Origin of the sequence: Xenorhabdus sp. TH1 (assembly GCF_037260955.1) — a bacterium.
In the GTDB taxonomy this organism is placed as follows: domain Bacteria; phylum Pseudomonadota; class Gammaproteobacteria; order Enterobacterales; family Enterobacteriaceae; genus Xenorhabdus; species Xenorhabdus griffiniae.
The window spans coordinates 3,575,392-3,596,999 of record NZ_CP147734.1 but is presented as its reverse complement, the minus strand read 5'-3'; the positions used below and the strand labels follow the sequence as shown (position 1 = coordinate 3,596,999).

The window sequence follows — 21,608 nt, the reverse complement described above, 5'->3', positions numbered from 1 at the left end:
TTGTCACCAATTGAATCACGGGAGTAAAGACAGATGAGCATGCAAGATCCGATCGCGGATATGCTGACCCGTATCCGTAACGGTCAGGCCGCGAATAAAGTTGCGGTCACCATGCCTTCCTCCAAGCTGAAAGTGGCAATTGCCAAGGTGCTGAAGGAAGAAGGTTACATTGAAGATTTTAAAATCGAAGGCGACACTAAGCCAGAACTGGAAATCACTCTGAAGTATTTCCAAGGTAAGGCTGTTGTAGAAAGCATTCAGCGTGTAAGCCGCCCAAGTCTGCGCATCTATAAGAAAAAAGATGAGCTGCCACAAGTTATGGCTGGTTTGGGAATCGCTGTTGTTTCTACCTCTAAAGGTGTAATGACTGATCGTGCAGCTCGCCAGGCTGGTCTGGGTGGCGAGATTCTCTGCTACGTAGCTTAATTCGGGAGGAAAGAATGTCTCGTGTTGCAAAAGCACCCGTCGTCATTCCTGCCGGCGTAGAGGTTAAACTCGACGGTCAGGTTATTTCGATTAAGGGTAAAAACGGCGAGCTAAGTCGTAAAATCCACAACGCAGTTGAAGTTAATCATGCGGACAGCCAACTGACTTTCGCTCCGCGCGAAGGTTTTGCTGACGCTTGGGCGCAGGCAGGTACAACTCGTTCTCTGCTGAACGCTATGGTTATTGGTGTTAACGAAGGTTTCACTAAGAAACTTCAGCTGGTTGGTGTTGGTTATCGTGCAGCAGTTAAAGGCAACGTAGTTAGCTTGTCTTTAGGCTTCTCGCATCCGGTTGAGCATCAGCTGCCAGCAGGCATAACTGCGGAATGCCCATCACAAACTGAAATCGTACTGAAAGGTGCTGATAAGCAAGTGATTGGTCAGGTTGCGGCAGATTTGCGTGCCTATCGTCGTCCTGAGCCATATAAAGGCAAGGGTGTTCGTTACGCCGATGAAGTCGTGCGTACCAAAGAGGCTAAGAAGAAGTAAGGTAACACTATGGATAAGAAAGCAGCTCGTATCCGTCGTGCGACCCGCGCACGCCGCAAGCTCAAAGAACTGGGTGCGACTCGCCTGGTGGTACATCGTACCCCTCGCCATATTTATGCGCAGGTTATTGCACCAAATGGTTCTGAAACTCTGGTGGCCGCTTCTACAACAGAAAAAGCTATCAGTGAACAACTGAAATTTACTGGAAACAAAGAAGCCGCAGCATTAGTTGGCAAGATTGTTGCTGAACGTGCTCTGGAAAAAGGTATCAAAGATGTATCCTTTGACCGTTCTGGTTTCCAATATCATGGTAGAGTCCAGGCACTGGCAGATGCTGCCCGTGAAGCTGGCCTTCAGTTCTAAGGTAGAGGTGTAAGATGGCTCACATCGAAAAACAAGCTGGCGAACTGCAGGAAAAGCTGATCGCGGTAAACCGCGTATCTAAAACCGTTAAAGGTGGCCGTATTTTCAGCTTTACAGCACTGACTGTAGTTGGTGATGGTAACGGTCGCGTTGGTTTTGGCTACGGCAAAGCACGCGAAGTTCCGGCAGCAATCCAGAAAGCGATGGAAAAAGCACGTCGCAATATGAAAACCGTCGCACTTAACAGCGGCACTTTGTACCACCCAGTGAAAGGCTCACACACCGGTTCTCGCGTGTTCATGCAGCCTGCTCACGAAGGTACTGGTATCATCGCCGGTGGTGCGATGCGTGCTGTTCTGGAAGTGGCTGGAGTTCGTAACGTACTGGCTAAAACCTACGGTTCCACGAACCCAATCAACGTGGTTCGTGCAACTCTGGATGCTTTAGACAGCATGAAGTCTCCAGAAATGGTCGCAGCTAAGCGTGGCAAATCCGTCGAAGAAATTCTGGGGTAATGACCATGGCTAAGACTATTAAAATTACTCAGGTTCGCAGTTCAATTGGTCGTTTGCCTAAACATAAGGCAACTTTGACTGGTTTAGGTCTGCGTCGCATTGGTCATACTGTTGAGCGTGAAGATACACCAGCTATTCGCGGTATGGTCAACTTGGTTTCCTATATGGTTAAAGTTGAGGAGTAACAGATGCGCTTAAATACTCTGTCTCCGGCTGAAGGTGCCAAGCACGCACCTAAACGTGTAGGTCGTGGTATTGGTTCTGGTCTGGGTAAAACCGGCGGTCGTGGTCACAAAGGTCAGAAGTCTCGTTCTGGCGGTGGCGTTCGTCGTGGTTTTGAAGGTGGCCAGATGCCTTTATACCGTCGTCTGCCAAAATTTGGTTTCACTTCACGTAAAGCAATGGTCACCGCAGAAATTCGTCTGTCTGATTTTGCCCGTGTTGAAGGCGATGTTATCGATCTGAATGCACTGAAAGCTGCTAACATTATTGGCCCTCAAATTGAATTCGCAAAAGTAATGCTTTCTGGCGAAGTCAATCGCGCAGTAACTGTGCGTGGCTTGCGTGTTACTAAAGGCGCCCGTGCTGCAATTGAAGCTGCTGGCGGTAAAATTGAGGAATAAGTAACAGATGGCTAAACAACCAGGATTAGATTTTCAAAGTGCCAAAGGCGGATTAGGCGAGTTAAAACGCAGACTTTTGTTTGTCATTGGAGCTCTAATTGTTTTCCGTATTGGCTCTTTTATTCCAATCCCTGGTATTGATGCCGCTGTGCTTGCCAAATTGCTCGAGCAGCAAAGAGGCACCATCATTGAAATGTTTAACATGTTCTCTGGTGGTGCTTTAAGCCGTGCTTCTATCTTTGCACTGGGTATAATGCCGTATATTTCTGCATCTATTATTATCCAGTTGCTAACTGTGGTTAACCCCCGTTTAGCAGAGATTAAGAAGGAAGGGGAAGCTGGTCGTCGTAAGATAAGTCAGTACACCCGTTATGGCACATTAGTGCTGGCAATATTCCAGTCAATCGGTATTGCTACTGGGTTGCCGAATATGCCTGGAATGCAAGGATTAGTTATTAATCCTGGCTTTGCATTCTATTTCACGGCTGTTGTAAGCCTGGTCACGGGAACCATGTTCTTGATGTGGTTGGGTGAGCAGATTACTGAGCGAGGTATCGGTAACGGTATTTCAATCATAATCTTTGCTGGTATCGTTGCGGGTCTACCGCCTGCAATTGGTCACACCATCGAGCAAGCTCGGCAAGGCGACCTGCACTTCCTCCTGTTGCTGTTGGTTGCAGTATTAGTGTTTGCCGTAACTTTCTTCGTTGTTTTCATTGAGCGTGGTCAACGTCGTATCGTTGTTAACTATGCAAAACGTCAGCAAGGTCGTAAAGTTTTTGCGGCACAAAGTACACATTTGCCGTTGAAAGTGAATATGGCTGGGGTTATCCCTGCAATTTTTGCTTCCAGTATTATTTTGTTCCCTGGTACCATAGCTTCTTGGTTCGGAGGGGGAACAGGCTGGAATTGGTTGACAACTATTTCTATGTATTTGCAACCAGGTCAACCGCTTTATGTGTTATTATACGCATCTGCAATCATCTTCTTCTGTTTCTTCTATACGGCTTTGGTTTTCAATCCAAGAGAGACAGCAGATAACCTGAAGAAGTCTGGTGCATTCGTACCAGGAATTCGTCCGGGAGAGCAAACGGCTAAGTACATTGATAAAGTAATGACTCGTCTGACCTTAATTGGTGCGTTATATATTACTTTTATCTGCTTAATCCCGGAGTTCATGCGTGATGCAATGAAAGTTCCATTCTATTTTGGTGGTACTTCCCTACTGATTGTAGTCGTCGTCATCATGGACTTTATGGCTCAAGTGCAAACTCTGATGATGTCGAGTCAATATGAGTCTGCATTGAAGAAGGCAAACCTGAAAGGATATAACCGCTAATCGGTTTGCTTGAGAAGTTACGGAGAGTAAAAATGAAAGTTCGTGCTTCCGTCAAGAAATTATGCCGCAATTGCAAAATTGTTAAACGTAACGGTATCGTTCGTGTAATTTGCAATGCAGAGCCTAAGCACAAACAGCGCCAAGGCTAATTAATCGCATATTTTTCTTGCAAAGTTGGGTTGAGCTGGCTAAATTAGCCAGCCAATCTTTTTTATCTGACAGCAACATTGTTTGAGTATCCTGAAAACGGGCTTTTCAGAATGATGTTGCAGTGAATAAATATTGTAGGAGTGCATAGTGGCCCGTATAGCAGGCATTAACATTCCTGATCAGAAACATACTGTAATCGCATTAACTTCGATCTACGGTATCGGTAAAACCCGCTCACAAGCAATTTGTGCAGCAGCGGGCATTGCTGAAAATGTTAAGATCAGTGAGCTGTCTGAAGAGCAAATTGACAAGCTGCGTGACGAAGTTGCCAAATACGTTGTAGAAGGTGATCTGCGTCGTGAAGTAACCCTGAGTATCAAACGTCTGATGGATCTTGGTTGCTATCGTGGTTTGCGTCATCGTCGTGGTCTGCCAGTTCGCGGTCAGCGTACTAAGACCAATGCACGTACCCGTAAGGGTCCGCGTAAACCGATCAAGAAATAATCGGGGTATTGAATAATGGCAAAAGCACCTATTCGTGCACGTAAGCGTGTAAGAAAACAAGTCTCTGACGGTGTGGCTCATATCCATGCTTCTTTCAACAATACCATCGTTACTATTACTGATCGTCAGGGTAACGCTTTGGGTTGGGCAACTGCCGGTGGTTCCGGTTTCCGTGGTTCTCGTAAATCTACTCCGTTTGCAGCTCAGGTTGCGGCAGAGCGCTGCGCTGAAGCAGTAAAAGAGTACGGAATTAAGAACCTGGAAGTTATGGTTAAAGGACCTGGTCCTGGCCGTGAGTCAACTATCCGCGCATTAAACGCGGCTGGTTTCCGCATCACTAATATTACTGATGTGACTCCGATCCCTCATAACGGTTGTCGTCCACCGAAAAAACGTCGCGTTTAGTACGTCTTCGTTTTTTAGGATTGTTGGAGAAAGAAAATGGCAAGATATTTGGGTCCTAAGCTCAAGCTGAGCCGTCGCGAGGGTACAGACCTTTTCCTGAAGTCTGGCGTTCGCGCGATTGACACCAAGTGTAAATTAGAACAGGCACCAGGCCAGCACGGCGCACGTAAACCGCGTCTGTCTGACTATGGTGTACAGTTACGTGAAAAACAAAAAGTTCGTCGTATTTACGGTGTTCTGGAGCGTCAATTCCGTAACTACTATAAAGAAGCGACTCGTCTGAAAGGCAACACAGGTGAAAACCTGCTGAACTTGCTGGAAAGTCGCCTGGATAACGTCGTTTATCGTATGGGTTTTGGCGCGACTCGTGCCGAATCACGCCAGATGGTAAGCCACAAGGCTATCATGGTAAATGGTCGCGTTGTTAACATCGCTTCTTATCAGGTATCCCCGAATGACGTAGTCAGCGTTCGTGAAAAAGCGAAGAAGCAGGCTCGCATTAAAGCAGCTTTAGAGCTGGCTGAGCAGCGTGAGAAACCAACTTGGTTGGAAGTTGATGCTGCGAAGATGGAAGGTGTGTTCAAGCGTATTCCTGAACGTACTGATCTATCCGCTGACATTAACGAACACCTGATCGTCGAGCTTTACTCTAAGTAAAGCTTAGCACCAAAGAGAGGACACAATGCAGGGTTCTGTGACAGAGTTTCTAAAACCGCGCCTGGTAGATATCGAGCAAGTCAGTTCGACGCACGCCAAGGTGACCCTTGAGCCATTAGAGCGTGGCTTTGGCCATACTCTTGGCAACGCACTGCGCCGTATTCTGCTTTCGTCTATGCCGGGTTGTGCGGTGACTGAGGTTGAGATTGATGGTGTACTGCATGAGTACAGCACCAAAGAAGGTGTACAGGAAGATATCCTGGAGATTCTCCTCAATCTGAAAGGGCTGGCGGTGAAAGTTCAGGGTAAAGATGAAGTTATCCTTACTTTGAATAAATCTGGCATTGGCCCTGTGACTGCAGCCGATATCATCCATGACGGTGATGTCGAAATCGTCAAGCCGCAGCACGTAATCTGCCATCTGACTGACGAAAGCGCTTCCATTAGCATGCGTATTAAAGTTCAGCGTGGTCGTGGATATGTGCCGGCTTCTGCCCGAATTCATTCGGAAGAAGATGAGCGCCCTATCGGTCGTTTGTTAGTAGATGCTTGCTATAGCCCAGTAGAGCGTATCGCCTACAATGTTGAAGCAGCTCGCGTAGAACAGCGTACTGACCTGGACAAGCTGGTTATCGAGATGGAAACTAACGGTACAATCGATCCTGAAGAGGCGATCCGCCGTGCAGCTACCATTCTGGCTGAACAACTAGAAGCTTTCGTTGATTTACGTGATGTACGTCAACCAGAAGTAAAAGAAGAGAAGCCAGAGTTTGATCCGATCCTGCTGCGCCCTGTTGACGATCTGGAATTGACTGTCCGCTCTGCTAACTGCCTTAAAGCAGAAGCTATCCACTACATCGGTGATCTGGTACAGCGTACTGAAGTTGAGTTACTTAAAACACCTAACTTGGGTAAAAAATCTCTTACTGAGATTAAAGACGTACTGGCTTCACGTGGACTTTCTCTGGGCATGCGTCTGGAAAACTGGCCACCAGCAAGTATTGCTGATGAGTAACTAGATCACAGGTTAAGGTTTTACTGAGAAGGATAAGGTCATGCGCCATCGTAAGAGTGGTCGTCAATTGAACCGCAACAGCAGCCATCGCCAAGCTATGTTCCGCAACATGGCAGGTTCTTTAGTTCGTCATGAAATCATCAAGACGACTCTGCCTAAAGCGAAAGAACTGCGTCGCGTCGTTGAGCCGCTGATTACTCTTGCCAAGACCGACAGCGTAGCTAATCGTCGTCTGGCATTCGCCCGTACTCGTGATAACGAGATCGTGGCAAAACTGTTTAATGAACTGGGCCCGCGTTTTGCGAGCCGTGCAGGTGGTTACACTCGTATTCTGAAGTGTGGCTTCCGTGCTGGTGACAATGCACCGATGGCATACATCGAGCTTGTTGACCGTGCAGCAGAGTCTCAGACAGAAGTAGCATCTGCAGAGTAATCTGTAGGAGCGTAAAAAGCCGGGTATTATCCCGGTTTTTTATTGCTTTTTAATTTTGATCCTCTCACTCTTCGTTTTATATTCACCAGCTAATCTGTAAATTTTTCCTGTTCAGATGATCTCTTAGCCTATTCTGGTAGTATTGTGATTACTTTCTACTTGATAGGAAAATCTTATGTATCGTATCGGTCAGTTGGCAAAATTAGCAGGTGTAACACCTGATACTATCCGCTTTTATGAAAAACAGGGGCTGATGCTTCATGGAGAGAGAACAGAAGGTGGTTATAGACTATATACTGAACAAGATCTACAGCGATTACGTTTTATCCGTTATGCAAAACAATTAGGTTTTACACTCGAAGCAATTGTAGAACTACTATCTATTCGGGTTGATCCTGAGCACCATACATGCAAGGAGTCAAAATATATTGTTGATTCTAGATTGCGAGAAGTGGAAGAAAAATTATTAGAAATGCAAAAAATGCGCGATTCTTTGAAAATGTTGAGTGATGCTTGTTGTGGTAGCACTCACGTCAGTACATATTGTTCTATATTGGAAATTTTAGAAGAAGGTGCGACAAACAGATAATTTTTCTTTATTGTTCTGAGTGCTAAGAGTACAATCGCACTGTTTTTAATCGTAAAACGATTTTATTAATTAATTTAGAGGTTATTATGACAACATATCGCCATAAAAAAGGTGTTATCAAAGATAATGCTATAGAAGCCTTACTACATGATCCTTTGTTTCGACAGAGAGTAGAGAAAAATAAAAAAGGTAAGGGAAGTTATAATCGTAAAGAAAAACATGGTAAAAACCATGGCTGGGAGGCCAATGATAATAATTTTTTCAAGTTGTTATCATTGGCCTTCTAGTTTTTTAAGTAGATTCTATTAATCGAATAAGTTCGAATTGATGTTTCTACAGGAAGAAAGGGCTTGGCTGGAAAAGTTTTTCTACTTCAGGCACGAATTTTTTATCAGTAATAAACATGATTACATGATCACCTTGTTGGATGATACTGTAATCATTAGCAATGATGACTTCTTCATCGCGGACAATGGCACCTATTGTTGTTCCTGGTGGTAATTTGATATCACCTATCTTACGCCCAACAACTTTTGAAGTATGTTCATCGCCATGTGCTATGGCCTCAATAGCTTCAGCAACTCCTCTTCTTAATGAGAATACACTGACAATATCTGCTTTACGGACATGGCCAAGTAGCGCCGATACTGTTGCTTGTTGAGGCGAAATTGCAATATCAATGACTCCACCTTGTACTAAATCAACATATGCACTGCGTTGAATAAGAACCATCGCCTTTTTAGCCCCCATTCGTTTTGCAAGCATGGCTGACATAATATTGGCTTCATCATCATTTGTTAGTGCTATAAAAACGTCAACTTGTTCAATATGTTCTTCAGCTAGCAATTCTTGGTCTGAAGCATCACCATAAAACACGATGGTATCGTGCAATAGTTCAGCTAATTCAATGGCTCTTTTTTGGTTATGCTCAATTAGCTTGACGCTGTAATCTTTTTCAAGTCGCAAGGCTAAGCCCGCACCAACATTACCGCCACCAACAATCATGATGCGTTTATACGGTTTTTCAAGGCGTTGTAATTCACTCATTACTGCCCTGATATGTTGTGATGCTGCAACGAAAAAGACTTCATCTCCAGCTTCAATAATTGTTGAGCCTTGTGGTCTAATGGGACGATCTTGACGAAATATTGCAGCAACTTTGCTATCAATATGTGGCATATGTTCTCGGAGTGAGGATAAGGCGTTACCTACCAGTGAACCACCATAATAGGCTTTAACCGCGACAATACTGACACGCCCTTCAGCAAAATTAACAACTTGTAATGCTCCTGGGTATTGGATTAATTTATAGATGTAATCAATAACCAGTTGTTCAGGTGATATTAGATAATCAATAGGAATATCATCAGGTTGAAATAACTTTTCTGACTCTCGGATATATTCTGATGAGCGTATCCTGGCGACTTTATTAGGTGTGTTAAATAGAGAGTAAGCAATTTGGCATGCAACCATATTGGTTTCATCTGAATTTGTGACAGCTATTAACATATCAGCATCTTCAGCACCAGCTTCCTTCAATACTCTGGGATGGGAGCCATGGCCATTGACAACTCGGAGATCGAATTTATCCTGTAACTGGCGTAGACGATCTGTATCGGTATCAACGACAGTAATATCATTGTTTTCATCAACTAAATTTTCAGCTAATGTTCCACCAACCTGGCCAGCACCCAGAATGATTATCTTCATAGCATTCTCTTCTCAATTGGAAGCCATCTTCTATCTTGATATTTTAGCAAAACCATAAAATTCTCTCGTTCAATTGGAACGAGAGAGCATTATTATTGCTTAGTTAGTCGGGCATAAAAGAAACCATCACCACCCGTAGCTTCTGGAATAATTTGTGTTCCAGGAGTATCCGAATTACCTGTTTTTGATAATACAGCATCGGGATGACGGGCCAAAAATGCCTTTATTTGCTCACTATTTTCCTGAGGTAAAATTGAACAGGTGGCATAAACCAGTGTGCCATTACGCTTCAAATATGGCCAAATAGCTTCAAGGATTTCAGATTGCAATGTAACTAATTGATTTATATCTTCGTTCCTGCGTAGCCATTTTATGTCAGGATGACGGCGAATAACCCCTGTGGCAGAGCACGGTGCGTCAAGAAGAATACGATCAAATCGTTCATCAGCAGCCCACTCGTGTGGAAGGCGTCCATCACCTGTTTTAACGACAGCATGTAAGTTAAGCCGTTGTAAATTCTCTTTTACTCGCTTAATTCGTTGCTCATCAATATCGATAGCGAGAACCTTAGATTTTGGTGCTATTTCGAGGATATGAGTGGTTTTTCCGCCAGGTGCAGCACAAAGATCCAGTATGGATTCACCGTCACGTGGTTCTAAAAGTTCTGCACATCCCTGTGCGGAGCGATCCTGAATGGTTACCCAGCCTTGGCTAAATCCGGGTAGTGTACTGACAGGACAGGGATTCAGAAGACGAATAGCACTAAGATGGTTGGTATCTAATTCTGCTTCTATATTAGCTTCTTCTAATAGTGCAAGATATTCTTTCGCCGTGTGATGGAATTGGTTAACTCGTAGCCACATAGGGGGCTTTTGGTTGTTGGCATCCACTATAGTTTGCCAATTTTGTGGATATGCTTTTTGAATGCGTTCTAGCAGCCATTTGGGGTGTAGGTGTTTATTATTTGTCCGTTCGATTAATTCTTGTTGTTGGCGCTGAAACTGGCGAAGGACACCATTAATGACACCTTTCAGCTGTGGTCGTTTTAAATTAGTTGCGCCATTGACGGTTTCGGCAAGTACAGCGTGTGCAGGTATACGTGTATATATCAGCTGATATATACCCACCATGATTAGGTAGTGGAAAATACGTTGTTTTCCTTTCAATGGCTTTGCCATGAGTTGACTGATAAACCACTCAAGCTGAGGTAATACCCTCATCACACCAAAACAGATCTCTTGTAACAATGCCTTATCTTTATCAGAAACTTTTTGTTGGAGTTCGGGTATAACGGTGCTGAGGGATTGCCCTTGCTCAAGCACTTGAGTGATTGCTTTTGCAGCGATGCTTCTCAGGTTATATGTATTTTTCATGCTATGGTCAAAAAGCTGACTTTCGTCAGCATGGTAAAATAGGAAGAAGCCTGAATGCTAAAATATTCAGGCAAAGTCAGGTTAGTATCAGTTGATTTTGCTACCAGGTGTAAACCACTCACGTTTGGAGTTTAAGAGATCTGCAGCCGACATTGCTTTCTTGCCCGGTGGTTGTAATTGAACAATATTTAATATCCCATCCGCAGTTGCAATTTGAATACCTCTTTTATCTGCGTTGATAATTGTTCCAGGAGGTTGGGTGGTTTGCTCTGCAATGACTTCTGCCTGCCAGATTTTAATTGGTTGATCATCAACTGAGAAGAAGCTCATAGGCCAAGGGTTGAAGGCACGAATACAACGCTCAATTTGGCTTGCCGATAAATTCCAATCTATTTTTGCTTCATCTTTACTCAGTTTTTCGGCATAGGTTGCAAGTGTGTCATCCTGAATTTCAGGCTGGTGTGTTTCCGATGTGATTAAATCTAGGGTATTGAGTAAGGCTTTTGGCCCAATATCGGCAAGTTTTTCGTATAAGCTAGCACTGGTATCTTCGTTTGTAATTGGGCAAATGGCTTTCAATAGCATATCACCAGTATCAAGTCCTGCATTCATCTGCATGATAGTTATGCCAGTTTCTTGGTCGCCGGCCCAAATGGAGCGCTGAATGGGAGCTGCACCACGCCAGCGAGGTAGCAAAGAACCGTGGACATTTAAGCAGCCTAAACGTGGTATATCTAAAATGGCTTGGGGAAGGATTAAGCCATAGGCAACAACGATCATAATATCAGCTTGCTGCGCCATGACCCATTGTTGGCTTTCTTCTGTACGTAAGGTTTTTGGCTGGAAAACAGGAATATCATGTTCTTCAGCCAATACCTTTACAGGACTTGGTGTCAGTTTCTTACCTCTTCCTGCCGGCTTGTCTGGTGGAGCGAGCACTCCGACAACTTGGTGTTGAGAGTTTAATAAAGCAGCCAAATGGCGAGCCGCGAAATCAGGCGTTCCGGCAAAAATAATACGTAAAGAATCAGACACTGTTATTTCCTGCGATAATAAAAGTTATTTGTTTTTGGCTCTCAGTCGGTCAATTTTTTCAACTTTCTGACGGATGCGTTGACGTTTCAATGGTGATAAATAATCAACAAAGAGTTTACCGACTAAATGATCCATTTCATGTTGAATACAGATTGCCAGTAATCCATCAGCTTCTAATTCAAATGGTTGGCCGTTATAGTCTAAGGCCTTAATTTTTACTTGCTCAGAGCGAGGCACAAATCCACGCTGTTCAGGAACAGATAAACAACCTTCTTCTATTCCTGTTTCACCGGCTTTATTAATCAATTCCGGGTTAATCAGAACAAGACGTTGATCACGATCCTCAGAGACGTCAATGACAATAATTCTCTGATGTATATCGACTTGTGTTGCCGCTAAACCAATACCTTCCTCTGCATACATCGTTTCAAACATATCATCAACGATACGCTGAATTTCTGCATCGACTTTTTCTACTGGCTTGGCAACTGTGCGAAGTCGCTCGTCTGGATAATGTAATACTTGTAAAACTGACATATATGTTTAGAACTGCATCCAAAAAGTGAGTGATAATTGATGCCTATTCTAGACATTTCCCATTTAGATTGACAGTATTGAGCATAAATTAATCATGAGAGGGTGCTCTCAACCTCAGGTCAGGATGACGATATGGACGCGATGGAAATGTGGTTAAGAATGAAAATGGTCTCTCATCTTTCAGCAGCGAAGGCCATGCTTATTATGGATCGTCTGTTACAAACGAAAAATTGCAGTATATCCTCCCTTAAAGCATGTGGTCTGTCATCTGCACAATGCTTGCAATTTATGAAAGCTAACACTTCCGCGCTGATTTCGGCTCTCAATTGGTTAGAACATCCAGATCATCATTTGTTGACTTTCTCTCATCCCGCATATCCGCCTTTATTAAAACAAATACACTCTCCACCTCTTGTTCTTTTTGTTGTTGGTGATGTATCGGTTTTATCTCAAAAGCAAATTTCAATAGTGGGTAGCAGGGCTGCGACTTTTTATGGCGAAAAATGGGGAAAGATATTTGCTAGTGGTTTGGCTAAAAATAATCTGGTAATAACGAGTGGATTGGCGATTGGTATTGACGGTATCTGCCATCAGGCAGCATTGGATTCGGGAGGCAGAACAATCGCCGTACTTGGTAGTGGGCTTAAAAATATTTACCCCAGTAGACATAAGTCCTTAGCCGATCATATTAAAGAAAATGGCGCATTAGTTTCCGAATTTTTTCCTGATGTGCCACCTAAGGCCAAGCATTTTCCAAGACGAAATCGGATTATTAGTGGGTTAAGTTTGGCTCTTCTTATTGTGGAAGCTCATAAGAATAGTGGTTCATTAATTACAGCACGTTGTGCTCTTGAACAAGGGCGAGACATCTTTGCATTACCTGGCCCATTAGGCACTCCTACGAATGAAGGCAATCATTGGTTGATTAAACAAGGGGCTTATTTAGCAACAAATGTAATGGATATCATGGAACATATTAGTTCGTCTTTTCAATGGGTTAATATAGAAGAAAAAGGTCAGGAGGAAGAAAATAAACAATTTGAACAAACAGAGTTGCCATTTGTGGATGTGCTGGTTAACGTAAGTAGTGAAGTTACACCTATTGATGTGATTGCCCAGAGCTCTTCCCTGCCTGTTACCGAAGTTATGACCAAATTACTGGAGTTGGAACTCATGGGAAAAGTTGCTGTTGTTGCTGGTGGGTATGTCCGAACTAATTAAGCGATTTAATTTGTGCTTTTTCTAATGTTATGGCGGCTGCCGATATTCAGCGAGTGAGATATGTCTAAGAAAGTGCCTTTTACTATAAAAGAAAGAGAGCATTGCCCTGAGTGTAATGCTGAGTTAGTGATCCGCAATGGCGCTCATGGCCCATTTTATGCGTGTTCCAGTTATCCATCTTGCCATTATCTCCGTCCTTTGAAAGCACAAGTAGATGGACATATTGTTAAAGAATTGGATGGTCAACTCTGTCCCAAATGCGGTTTCACTTTAGCCTTGCGTCAAGGGCGTTATGGTATGTTCATTGGCTGTAGTCATTATCCTGAATGTGGATATACAGAATTAATTGATAAACCAGATGAAACCTCAATTAATTGTCCTCAATGTCAGCAAGGAAAATTACTCCAGCGTAAATCTCGCTTTGGTAAGACATTTTATTCCTGTAGTCGCTATCCAGAGTGTCAGTTTGCACTTAATAATAAGCCAACTTCAGGTGAATGTATGTTTTGTCACTATCCATTGTTAATAGAAAAGCGCACTTCCCAAGGCGTAAAATTATTTTGTGCCAGTAAATTGTGTAGTAAGCAGCAAGTTAACGAAATTGAGAAATGAAATGAGTTACGTAATCTCACCAGTATTTGATGAAGTTATCACGGCCTTAAAAGAAGAAAAAGTTATTGCCTATCCAACTGAAGCCGTTTTTGGATTAGGGTGTGATCCTGATAGTGAAAATGCAGTGCAAGAGCTATTAGCGTTGAAAAATAGGCCATGGGAGAAAGGACTAATTCTTATTGCTGATAAGTATGAAAGATTATGTCCTTATATTGATGATGAACAGCTAAATGATGCACAGAAAGAAACCATATTCTCATCTTGGCCTGGCCCTGTTACATGGGTAATCCCTGCGAAAGCAGCCACACCAAAATGGTTGACTGGCAAATTTTCAACGTTGGCCGTTCGAATTACGGATCACCCTTTGGTTCAGCAGCTGTGCGCTATATATGAAAAACCACTTGTTTCGACCAGTGCGAATCTAAGTGGGTTAGAACCATGTCGTAGTGTAGAAGAAGTACGACAGCAATTTGGCAATCGTGTCCCAATATTAGAAGGAGAAGTTGGTGGGCGTAAGAATCCATCAGAAATCAGGGATGCGTTAACAGGTAAATTATATCGGCAAGGATAGATAATTATGGATAAATTTGCTGTTTTTGGGAATCCAATCGCACATAGTAAATCTCCTTATATTCATCGATTGTTTGCTGAACAAACAGGTATCGAACATCAGTATGGGAGAATACTTGCTCCAGTAGAAAATTTTGAACAAACCCTCACTCATTTTTTCGAGCAGGGGGGATTAGGAGCGAATATCACCGTTCCTTTTAAAGAGAGAGCCTATAAATGCTCTGATGAATTAACTGAACGAGCGAGTCTCTGCGGTGCAGTTAATACATTAAAACGAATTGAGGGAAACCGATTGCTCGGTGACAATACTGACGGGATGGGATTATTAGTAGACTTGCAGCGACTCAGATTCCTCTCTCAAGGACAGAAGATCCTGATTATAGGTGCTGGTGGGGCAGCGAAAGGTGTATTGTCTCCTTTGTTGTCACTGGGCTGTTCAGTCACTATTACTAACCGAACATTTGAACGAGCTCAAATAATCGCAAATACATTTTCTCTATTAGGTGATATCCAGGCCATTGAAATGAGTGCTCTTGGCCTTATTACTCCAGATTTTGATATTATCATTAATGCAACAGCTTCTGGCCTTGATGGGCAAATTCCTGCCATCTCTCCGTTGATTTTTCAAAATAATAGTGTGTGTTACGACATGTATTACCAGCATGGATTAACGCCTTTCCTTACGTTTGCTCATCAAAATGGTGTTTCACGTTTGGCTGATGGCCTAGGAATGCTGGTAGGGCAGGCTGCGTATTCTTTTGAATTGTGGCATGGAGTATTGCCCGAAATAGAACCTGCTTTAACGGCCTTAAGACAGGAGTTACATGTATGAACCAATCAATTCAATTTCCTGATCGTGAAGAGTGGGATGAGGCAGAAAATAAGGTGATATTTCCAGCAATGGTGGATGGTTTGCTGGTGGAATGTATGATGAGTTCTGATGAAATAAGCGAGCGTTATGGTAAGGATCATCACCCACTCGATTTGTTTCGCCAACATCGCTGGGATTTGGAAGAAGAGTTTGAAACAGCCATCTTGAGTGGGCATGATGATCAATTTGGACGCTACTCTTTACTTTCTGATTGTGTTGATAGGTAGTCATTTTTCCAACTAACGTAATTATTAGCGGAATAAAGCAGCCCTTCCAATTCTTCAGGTTTGAGTTTTCGTACTTGTTTGGCAGGGCTACCGACGTACAGATAACCGCTTTCTAATTTTTTACCTGGAGGAACTAGACTACCAGCTCCAATCACAACATCGTCTTCAATAGTTACCCCATCAAGTAAAATGGAACCCATGCCAACTAAGACTCGATTTCCAATTTTACATCCATGCAGCATTGACTTATGACCTACGGTGACATCTTCGCCAATGATTAGTGGGAAGCCATTTGGATTATCAGGAGATTTATGCGTCACATGCAAAACAGAGCCATCTTGAATATTTGTACGTGAACCAATTGAGACATAATTTACATCTCCCCTGATAACTACAAGGGGCCAAATGCTGACATTGTCTGCTAATCTGACATCTCCAATTACAACAGAAGAAGGATCTAAAAGAACTTTTTGACCGATTTGAGGATAGAAATTTAGATATTGACGTAAAACAGTAGGCATAAAAACCTCAATAGTTAGAGTGGATCGCAAACATATAGGCAATTATATAGGAATGTTATTGAGGAAAAAAACGCCATGCAATGGAGTGGGATGTATTAATATTAGCCTATTTGAGTGATTTTTATATTTAAAAGGGCAAAAAATACTCATTTGAAAATAAAATTGCAAAAAACTATTGCCAGTATCAAAAAACTCCCTATAATGCGCCACCACTGACCGGCGCTAAGCTGAAACACGCGGCGACGGTGGTAAGAGAAAAGTGAAAATAATCGCTTGACTCTCAAGGCGAAAAGCGTAAGATACGCAGCCTCGCAACCCGGAAGACGCTTCCGGTTGCCAACGCTCTTTAACAAGTTAATCAGACAATCTGTGTGGGCACTCGCAAGAGACTATCGAATTGCCGCAAGGCAAAAAAGATTCAAGTCTTAAAGAGTGACTAAGCAGTTAATTCATTATGAACTAACAGTGAAATTCTTTGAGCATCAAACTTTTAATTGAAGAGTTTGATCATGGCTCAGATTGAACGCTGGCGGCAGGCCTAACACATGCAAGTCGAGCGGCAGCGGGGGAGAGCTTGCTTTCCTGCCGGCGAGCGGCGGACGGGTGAGTAATGTCTGGGGATCTGCCCGAGGGCGGGGGATAACCACTGGAAACGGTGGCTAATACCGCATAATCTCTAAGGAGCAAAGTGGGGGACCTTCGGGCCTCACGCCTTCGGATGAACCCAGATGGGATTAGCTAGTAGGTGGGGTAATGGCCCACCTAGGCGACGATCCCTAGCTGGTCTGAGAGGATGACCAGCCACACTGGGACTGAGACACGGCCCAGACTCCTACGGGAGGCAGCAGTGGGGAATATTGCACAATGGGCGCAAGCCTGATGCAGCCATGCCGCGTGTATGAAGAAGGCCTTCGGGTTGTAAAGTACTTTCAGTGGGGAGGAAGGCACAGGGTCGAATACACCTTGTGATTGACGTTACCCACAGAAGAAGCACCGGCTAACTCCGTGCCAGCAGCCGCGGTAATACGGAGGGTGCAAGCGTTAATCGGAATTACTGGGCGTAAAGCGCACGCAGGCGGCCAATTAAGTTAGATGTGAAATCCCCGGGCTTAACCTGGGAATGGCATCTAAGACTGGTTGGCTAGAGTCTCGTAGAGGGGGGTAGAATTCCACGTGTAGCGGTGAAATGCGTAGAGATGTGGAGGAATACCGGTGGCGAAGGCGGCCCCCTGGACGAAGACTGACGCTCAGGTGCGAAAGCGTGGGGAGCAAACAGGATTAGATACCCTGGTAGTCCACGCTGTAAACGATGTCGATTTGGAGGTTGTGGCCTTGAGCTGTGGCTTCCGGAGCTAACGCGTTAAATCGACCGCCTGGGGAGTACGGTCGCAAGATTAAAACTCAAATGAATTGACGGGGGCCCGCACAAGCGGTGGAGCATGTGGTTTAATTCGATGCAACGCGAAGAACCTTACCTACTCTTGACATCCACGGAATTCTGCAGAGATGCGGGAGTGCCTTCGGGCACCGTGAGACAGGTGCTGCATGGCTGTCGTCAGCTCGTGTTGTGAAATGTTGGGTTAAGTCCCGCAACGAGCGCAACCCTTATCCTTTGTTGCCAGCACTTCGGGTGGGAACTCAAGGGAGACTGCCGGTGATAAACCGGAGGAAGGTGGGGATGACGTCAAGTCATCATGGCCCTTACGAGTAGGGCTACACACGTGCTACAATGGCAGATACAAAGAGAAGCGACCTCGCGAGAGCAAGCGGACCTCATAAAGTCTGTCGTAGTCCGGATTGGAGTCTGCAACTCGACTCCATGAAGTCGGAATCGCTAGTAATCGCAGATCAGCATGCTGCGGTGAATACGTTCCCGGGCCTTGTACACACCGCCCGTCACACCATGGGAGTGGGTTGCAAAAGAAGCAGGTAGCTTAACCTTTTGGAGGGCGCTTGCCACTTTGTGATTCATGACTGGGGTGAAGTCGTAACAAGGTAACCGTAGGGGAACCTGCGGTTGGATCACCTCCTTACCAAACGATAGTGATTGTGCAGTGCCCACACAGATTGTCTGATGAAAAAAGCAGAGCAAGCGTCTGCGAAGAAGACTTTACGTCCCCTTCGTCTAGAGGCCTAGGACACCGCCCTTTCACGGCGGTAACAGGGGTTCGAATCCCCTAGGGGACGCCATCTTGCTCAGGTAGCGGGTGAAAGGCGGTACCACTGAAATATTGTTAAGCGGACGTGCGCGTCGGTTTAGCAATATTCGCTCTTTAACAATCTGGAACAAGCTGAAAATTTGAAACCGTCAATGTTATGGAATGATAACATTGGTGAAACTCTCAACACTCCGACCGGAAGACTTCTTCGGGTTGTGAGGTTAAGCGACTAAGCGTACACGGTGGATGCCTAGGCAGTCAGAGGCGATGAAGGACGTGCTAATCTGCGAAAAGCGCCGGTGAGCTGATATGAAGCGCTATCAGCCGGCGATGTCCGAATGGGGAAACCCGGTGCAATCCGTTGCACCATCATTAACTGAATCCATAGGTTAATGAGGCGAACCGGGGGAACTGAAACATCTCAGTACCCCGAGGAAAAGAAATCAACCGAGATTCCCCCAGTAGCGGCGAGCGAACGGGGAGGAGCCCAGAACCAGCATCAGTGTGTGTGTCAGTGGAAGCGCCTGGAAAGGCGCACAGTAAAGGGTGATAGTCCCGTACACGAAGAGACACAGGCTGTGAGTTCGATGAGTAGGGCGGGACACGTGTTATCCTGTCTGAATATGGGGGGACCATCCTCCAAGGCTAAATACTCCTGACTGACCGATAGTGAACCAGTACCGTGAGGGAAAGGCGAAAAGAACCCCGGCGAGGGGAGTGAAAAAGAACCTGAAACCGTGTACGTACAAGCAGTGGGAGCCTTGATTTATCAGGGTGACTGCGTACCTTTTGTATAATGGGTCAGCGACTTATATTCTGTAGCAAGGTTAACCGCATAGGGGAGCCGCAGGGAAACCGAGTCTTAACGGGGCGTTAAGTTGCAGGGTATAGACCCGAAACCCGGTGATCTAGCCATGGGCAGGTTGAAGGTTGGGTAACACTAACTGGAGGACCGAACCGACTAATGTTGAAAAATTAGCGGATGACTTGTGGCTGGGGGTGAAAGGCCAATCAAACCGGGAGATAGCTGGTTCTCCCCGAAAGCTATTTAGGTAGCGCCTCGTGAATTCATCTTCGGGGGTAGAGCACTGTTTCGGCTAGGGGGTCATCCCGACTTACCAACCCGATGCAAACTGCGAATACCGAAGAATGTTATCACGGGAGACACACGGCGGGTGCTAACGTCCGTCGTGAAGAGGGAAACAACCCAGACCGCCAGCTAAGGTCCCCAAGTCATGGTTAAGTGGGAAACGAAGTGGGAAGGCTCAGACAGCCAGGATGTTGGCTTAGAAGCAGCCATCATTTAAAGAAAGCGTAATAGCTCACTGGTCGAGTCGGCCTGCGCGGAAGATGTAACGGGGCTAAACCATGCACCGAAGCTGCGGCAGCGACATGTAAGTGTCGTTGGGTAGGGGAGCGTTCTGTAAGCCGTTGAAGGTCCACTGTGAGGTGGGCTGGAGGTATCAGAAGTGCGAATGCTGACATAAGTAACGATAAAGCGGGTGAAAAACCCGCTCGCCGGAAGACCAAGGGTTCCTGTCCAACGTTAATCGGGGCAGGGTGAGTCGACCCCTAAGGCGAGGCTGAAAAGCGTAGTCGATGGGAAACAGGTTAATATTCCTGTACGGGCCCGAATTGCGATGGGGGGACGGAGAAGGCTAGGCAAGCCGGGCGACGGTCGTCCCGGTTTAAGTGTGTAGGTGGGCTAACTTGGCAAATCCGGTTAGCCACAACACTGAGGCACGATGACGAGGCACCACGGTGCTGAAGTTGCTGATGCCCCGCTTCCAGGAAAAGCCCCTAAGCTCCAGATTCGGGTCCATCGTACCCCAAACCGACACAGGTGGTCAGGTAGAGAATACTCAGGCGCTTGAGAGAACTCGGGTGAAGGAACTAGGCAAAATGGTGCCGTAACTTCGGGAGAAGGCACGCTGGCGTTAGGTGAAGGAACCTGCTTCCGGAGCCGAGGCCAGTCGCAGATACCAGCTGGCTGCAACTGTTTAATAAAAACACAGCACTGTGCAAACACGAAAGTGGACGTATACGGTGTGACGCCTGCCCGGTGCTGGAAGGTTAATTGATGGGGTTATCGCCTCGGCGAGAAGCTCTTGATCGAAGCCCCAGTAAACGGCGGCCGTAACTATAACGGTCCTAAGGTAGCGAAATTCCTTGTCGGGTAAGTTCCGACCTGCACGAATGGCGTAATGATGGCCAGGCTGTCTCCACCCGAGACTCAGTGAAATTGAACTCGCTGTGAAGATGCAGTGTACCCGCGGCAAGACGGAAAGACCCCGTGAACCTTTACTATAGCTTGACACTGAACATGGAGCCTTGATGTGTAGGATAGGTGGGAGGCTTGGAAGTGTGGACGCCAGTCTGCATGGAGCCATCCTTGAAATACCACCCTTGAATGTTTGATGTTCTAACGCCGGCCCGTTATCCGGGTTGCGGACAGTGTCTGGTGGGTAGTTTGACTGGGGCGGTCTCCTCCCAAAGTGTAACGGAGGAGCACGAAGGTTAGCTAATCACGGTCGGACATCGTGAGGTTAGTGCAAAGGCATAAGCTAGCTTGACTGCGAGAGTGACGGCTCGAGCAGGTACGAAAGTAGGTCTTAGTGATCCGGTGGTTCTGCATGGAAGGGCCATCGCTCAACGGATAAAAGGTACTCCGGGGATAACAGGCTGATACCGCCCAAGAGTTCATATCGACGGCGGTGTTTGGCACCTCGATGTCGGCTCATCACATCCTGGGGCTGAAGTAGGTCCCAAGGGTATGGCTGTTCGCCATTTAAAGTGGTACGCGAGCTGGGTTTAGAACGTCGTGAGACAGTTCGGTCCCTATCTGCCGTGGGCGTTGGAAGATTGCAAGGGGCTGCTCCTAGTACGAGAGGACCGGAGTGGACGCACCACTGGTGTTCGGGTTGTCATGCCAATGGCACTGCCCGGTAGCTAAGTGCGGAAGAGATAACCGCTGAAAGCATCTAAGCGGGAAACTTGCCTTAAGATGAGTCTTCCCTTACCCCTAGAGGGTACTGAAGGAACGTTCGAGACGAGGACGTGGATAGGCCGGGTGTGTAAGCGTTGCGAGACGTTGAGCTAACCGGTACTAATGAACCGTGCGGCTTAACCTGACAACACCGAAGGGGTTTTCGGGAGTGGAAAGAGAGAGAAGGGTTTCAGCGTAGAAAAACAGCTTGTTCGGGAT

At 45.6% G+C, this 21,608-nt stretch carries 25 protein-coding genes, 1 tRNA gene and 2 rRNA genes; 23 read left to right on the top strand and 5 right to left on the bottom strand.

The genetic code is table 11. The features are described from left to right. Positions 1-33: 33 nt before the first annotated feature. From rpsH to WDV74_RS15660, 15 genes are all read left to right on the top strand, one after another. The gene (gene rpsH / locus WDV74_RS15730; protein WP_038240479.1) at positions 34-426 is read left to right on the top strand and encodes a 30S ribosomal protein S8; all 393 of its coding nucleotides are present in this window, start codon (positions 34-36) and stop codon (positions 424-426) included. Between the two features lie 14 nt (positions 427-440). Then, entirely contained in the window at positions 441-974 is a 534-nt protein-coding gene (gene rplF, locus WDV74_RS15725) for a 50S ribosomal protein L6 (RefSeq protein WP_074021488.1), read from the top strand. Between the two features lie 9 nt (positions 975-983). Next, positions 984-1,337 carry a 50S ribosomal protein L18 gene (gene rplR / locus WDV74_RS15720; RefSeq protein ID WP_047771700.1) on the top strand — a complete coding sequence of 118 codons (354 nt, stop codon included), beginning with the start codon at positions 984-986 and terminating at the stop codon, positions 1,335-1,337. 14 nt (positions 1,338-1,351) lie between these two features. Beyond that, entirely contained in the window at positions 1,352-1,852 is a 501-nt protein-coding gene (rpsE, locus tag WDV74_RS15715; protein WP_045968057.1) for a 30S ribosomal protein S5, read from the top strand. 5 nt (positions 1,853-1,857) lie between these two features. Next, entirely contained in the window at positions 1,858-2,037 is a 180-nt protein-coding gene (gene rpmD / locus WDV74_RS15710) for a 50S ribosomal protein L30 (protein ID WP_045968059.1), read from the top strand. Positions 2,038-2,040: 3 nt separating this feature from the next. Next, positions 2,041-2,475 carry a 50S ribosomal protein L15 gene (rplO, locus tag WDV74_RS15705; RefSeq protein ID WP_045960137.1) on the top strand — a complete coding sequence of 145 codons (435 nt, stop codon included), beginning with the start codon at positions 2,041-2,043 and terminating at the stop codon, positions 2,473-2,475. A 7-nt stretch (positions 2,476-2,482) separates the two neighbouring features. Beyond that, a complete protein-coding gene (secY, locus tag WDV74_RS15700; protein ID WP_074021490.1) occupies positions 2,483-3,814 on the top strand; it encodes a preprotein translocase subunit SecY in 1,332 nt (443 codons plus the stop codon). 32 nt (positions 3,815-3,846) lie between these two features. After that, positions 3,847-3,963: a 50S ribosomal protein L36 gene (gene rpmJ / locus WDV74_RS15695; RefSeq protein ID WP_045968063.1), complete on the top strand. Its 117-nt coding sequence runs from the start codon at positions 3,847-3,849 to the stop codon at positions 3,961-3,963. Between the two features lie 148 nt (positions 3,964-4,111). Beyond that, positions 4,112-4,468 (top strand): 30S ribosomal protein S13, encoded by a 357-nt coding sequence (gene rpsM, locus WDV74_RS15690; RefSeq protein WP_038240472.1) that lies wholly within the window; start codon positions 4,112-4,114, stop codon positions 4,466-4,468. Between the two features lie 15 nt (positions 4,469-4,483). Next, entirely contained in the window at positions 4,484-4,873 is a 390-nt protein-coding gene (rpsK, locus tag WDV74_RS15685) for a 30S ribosomal protein S11 (RefSeq protein ID WP_002919257.1), read from the top strand. A 36-nt stretch (positions 4,874-4,909) separates the two neighbouring features. After that, positions 4,910-5,530 (top strand): 30S ribosomal protein S4, encoded by a 621-nt coding sequence (gene rpsD / locus WDV74_RS15680; protein ID WP_045960135.1) that lies wholly within the window; start codon positions 4,910-4,912, stop codon positions 5,528-5,530. Between the two features lie 25 nt (positions 5,531-5,555). Then, the gene (gene rpoA, locus WDV74_RS15675) at positions 5,556-6,545 is read left to right on the top strand and encodes a DNA-directed RNA polymerase subunit alpha (RefSeq protein WP_038269634.1); all 990 of its coding nucleotides are present in this window, start codon (positions 5,556-5,558) and stop codon (positions 6,543-6,545) included. Positions 6,546-6,585: 40 nt separating this feature from the next. Further along, positions 6,586-6,978, top strand: coding sequence for a 50S ribosomal protein L17 (rplQ, locus tag WDV74_RS15670; protein WP_074021494.1), 393 nt, complete (start codon positions 6,586-6,588; stop codon positions 6,976-6,978). A 175-nt stretch (positions 6,979-7,153) separates the two neighbouring features. Beyond that, positions 7,154-7,567: a Zn(2+)-responsive transcriptional regulator gene (gene zntR / locus WDV74_RS15665; protein ID WP_189760125.1), complete on the top strand. Its 414-nt coding sequence runs from the start codon at positions 7,154-7,156 to the stop codon at positions 7,565-7,567. A gap of 86 nt (positions 7,568-7,653) precedes the next feature. Beyond that, a complete protein-coding gene (locus tag WDV74_RS15660; protein ID WP_189760126.1) occupies positions 7,654-7,854 on the top strand; it encodes a ribosome alternative rescue factor ArfA in 201 nt (66 codons plus the stop codon). Positions 7,855-7,900: 46 nt separating this feature from the next. On the opposite strand, the gene trkA is transcribed toward WDV74_RS15660, so the two are convergent. The 4 genes from trkA to def all read right to left on the bottom strand — a co-directional run bounded on the left by trkA (position 7,901) and on the right by def (position 12,222). Beyond that, positions 7,901-9,277 (bottom strand): Trk system potassium transporter TrkA, encoded by a 1,377-nt coding sequence (gene trkA, locus WDV74_RS15655; RefSeq protein WP_189760127.1) that lies wholly within the window; start codon positions 9,275-9,277, stop codon positions 7,901-7,903. Positions 9,278-9,369: 92 nt separating this feature from the next. Next, a complete protein-coding gene (rsmB, locus tag WDV74_RS15650; RefSeq protein WP_338883728.1) occupies positions 9,370-10,650 on the bottom strand; it encodes a 16S rRNA (cytosine(967)-C(5))-methyltransferase RsmB in 1,281 nt (426 codons plus the stop codon). Positions 10,651-10,737: 87 nt separating this feature from the next. Then, entirely contained in the window at positions 10,738-11,685 is a 948-nt protein-coding gene (gene fmt / locus WDV74_RS15645; RefSeq protein WP_338883727.1) for a methionyl-tRNA formyltransferase, read from the bottom strand. Between the two features lie 24 nt (positions 11,686-11,709). Further along, a complete protein-coding gene (gene def, locus WDV74_RS15640) occupies positions 11,710-12,222 on the bottom strand; it encodes a peptide deformylase (protein WP_273571501.1) in 513 nt (170 codons plus the stop codon). A gap of 132 nt (positions 12,223-12,354) precedes the next feature. Here def and dprA point away from each other — a divergent pair, with 132 nt between their 5' ends. Genes dprA through WDV74_RS15615 form a run of 5 tightly spaced genes read left to right on the top strand, consistent with a single transcriptional unit; the run spans position 12,355 to position 15,723 of the window. Next, the gene (dprA, locus tag WDV74_RS15635) at positions 12,355-13,443 is read left to right on the top strand and encodes a DNA-protecting protein DprA (protein ID WP_338883726.1); all 1,089 of its coding nucleotides are present in this window, start codon (positions 12,355-12,357) and stop codon (positions 13,441-13,443) included. A 60-nt stretch (positions 13,444-13,503) separates the two neighbouring features. Continuing rightward, positions 13,504-14,055: a type I DNA topoisomerase gene (locus tag WDV74_RS15630; protein ID WP_189760132.1), complete on the top strand. Its 552-nt coding sequence runs from the start codon at positions 13,504-13,506 to the stop codon at positions 14,053-14,055. Between the two features lies 1 nt (position 14,056). Beyond that, positions 14,057-14,626, top strand: coding sequence for an L-threonylcarbamoyladenylate synthase type 1 TsaC (gene tsaC, locus WDV74_RS15625; RefSeq protein ID WP_189760133.1), 570 nt, complete (start codon positions 14,057-14,059; stop codon positions 14,624-14,626). Between the two features lie 6 nt (positions 14,627-14,632). After that, entirely contained in the window at positions 14,633-15,457 is an 825-nt protein-coding gene (gene aroE, locus WDV74_RS15620) for a shikimate dehydrogenase (protein WP_338883724.1), read from the top strand. Continuing rightward, positions 15,454-15,723, top strand: a complete 270-nt coding sequence (locus WDV74_RS15615) for a DUF1488 domain-containing protein (protein ID WP_338883723.1) — start codon at positions 15,454-15,456, stop codon at positions 15,721-15,723. The genes aroE and WDV74_RS15615 overlap by 4 nt, the downstream gene beginning before the upstream one ends. On the opposite strand, the gene WDV74_RS15610 is transcribed toward WDV74_RS15615, so the two are convergent. Beyond that, positions 15,690-16,244 carry a gamma carbonic anhydrase family protein gene (locus WDV74_RS15610; RefSeq protein WP_189760136.1) on the bottom strand — a complete coding sequence of 185 codons (555 nt, stop codon included), beginning with the start codon at positions 16,242-16,244 and terminating at the stop codon, positions 15,690-15,692. The genes WDV74_RS15615 and WDV74_RS15610 overlap by 34 nt on opposite strands. A 491-nt stretch (positions 16,245-16,735) precedes the next feature. On the opposite strand from WDV74_RS15610, the gene WDV74_RS15605 reads away from it, so the two are divergent. From WDV74_RS15605 to WDV74_RS15595, 3 genes are all read left to right on the top strand, one after another. Then, positions 16,736-18,277 (top strand): 16S ribosomal RNA (locus WDV74_RS15605). Positions 18,278-18,358: 81 nt separating this feature from the next. Further along, a tRNA-Glu gene (locus WDV74_RS15600) sits at positions 18,359-18,434 on the top strand. 188 nt (positions 18,435-18,622) lie between these two features. Continuing rightward, positions 18,623-21,534, top strand: a 23S ribosomal RNA gene (locus tag WDV74_RS15595). Together the 16S and 23S rRNA genes with 1 tRNA gene alongside form the textbook arrangement of a ribosomal RNA operon. Positions 21,535-21,608: the final 74 nt, after the last annotated feature.

Coding starts and splice junctions, on each gene's coding strand:
- rpsH (WP_038240479.1), top strand. CDS start 34: ATGAGCATGCAAGATCCGATCGCGGATATGCTGACCCGTATCCGTAAC.
- rplF (WP_074021488.1), top strand. CDS start 441: ATGTCTCGTGTTGCAAAAGCACCCGTCGTCATTCCTGCCGGCGTAGAG.
- rplR (WP_047771700.1), top strand. CDS start 984: ATGGATAAGAAAGCAGCTCGTATCCGTCGTGCGACCCGCGCACGCCGC.
- rpsE (WP_045968057.1), top strand. CDS start 1,352: ATGGCTCACATCGAAAAACAAGCTGGCGAACTGCAGGAAAAGCTGATC.
- rpmD (WP_045968059.1), top strand. CDS start 1,858: ATGGCTAAGACTATTAAAATTACTCAGGTTCGCAGTTCAATTGGTCGT.
- rplO (WP_045960137.1), top strand. CDS start 2,041: ATGCGCTTAAATACTCTGTCTCCGGCTGAAGGTGCCAAGCACGCACCT.
- secY (WP_074021490.1), top strand. CDS start 2,483: ATGGCTAAACAACCAGGATTAGATTTTCAAAGTGCCAAAGGCGGATTA.
- rpmJ (WP_045968063.1), top strand. CDS start 3,847: ATGAAAGTTCGTGCTTCCGTCAAGAAATTATGCCGCAATTGCAAAATT.
- rpsK (WP_002919257.1), top strand. CDS start 4,484: ATGGCAAAAGCACCTATTCGTGCACGTAAGCGTGTAAGAAAACAAGTC.
- rpsD (WP_045960135.1), top strand. CDS start 4,910: ATGGCAAGATATTTGGGTCCTAAGCTCAAGCTGAGCCGTCGCGAGGGT.
- rpoA (WP_038269634.1), top strand. CDS start 5,556: ATGCAGGGTTCTGTGACAGAGTTTCTAAAACCGCGCCTGGTAGATATC.
- rplQ (WP_074021494.1), top strand. CDS start 6,586: ATGCGCCATCGTAAGAGTGGTCGTCAATTGAACCGCAACAGCAGCCAT.
- zntR (WP_189760125.1), top strand. CDS start 7,154: ATGTATCGTATCGGTCAGTTGGCAAAATTAGCAGGTGTAACACCTGAT.
- WDV74_RS15660 (WP_189760126.1), top strand. CDS start 7,654: ATGACAACATATCGCCATAAAAAAGGTGTTATCAAAGATAATGCTATA.
- trkA (WP_189760127.1), bottom strand. CDS start 9,277: ATGAAGATAATCATTCTGGGTGCTGGCCAGGTTGGTGGAACATTAGCT.
- rsmB (WP_338883728.1), bottom strand. CDS start 10,650: ATGAAAAATACATATAACCTGAGAAGCATCGCTGCAAAAGCAATCACT.
- def (WP_273571501.1), bottom strand. CDS start 12,222: ATGTCAGTTTTACAAGTATTACATTATCCAGACGAGCGACTTCGCACA.
- dprA (WP_338883726.1), top strand. CDS start 12,355: ATGGACGCGATGGAAATGTGGTTAAGAATGAAAATGGTCTCTCATCTT.
- WDV74_RS15630 (WP_189760132.1), top strand. CDS start 13,504: ATGTCTAAGAAAGTGCCTTTTACTATAAAAGAAAGAGAGCATTGCCCT.
- tsaC (WP_189760133.1), top strand. CDS start 14,057: ATGAGTTACGTAATCTCACCAGTATTTGATGAAGTTATCACGGCCTTA.
- aroE (WP_338883724.1), top strand. CDS start 14,633: ATGGATAAATTTGCTGTTTTTGGGAATCCAATCGCACATAGTAAATCT.
- WDV74_RS15615 (WP_338883723.1), top strand. CDS start 15,454: ATGAACCAATCAATTCAATTTCCTGATCGTGAAGAGTGGGATGAGGCA.
- WDV74_RS15610 (WP_189760136.1), bottom strand. CDS start 16,244: ATGCCTACTGTTTTACGTCAATATCTAAATTTCTATCCTCAAATCGGT.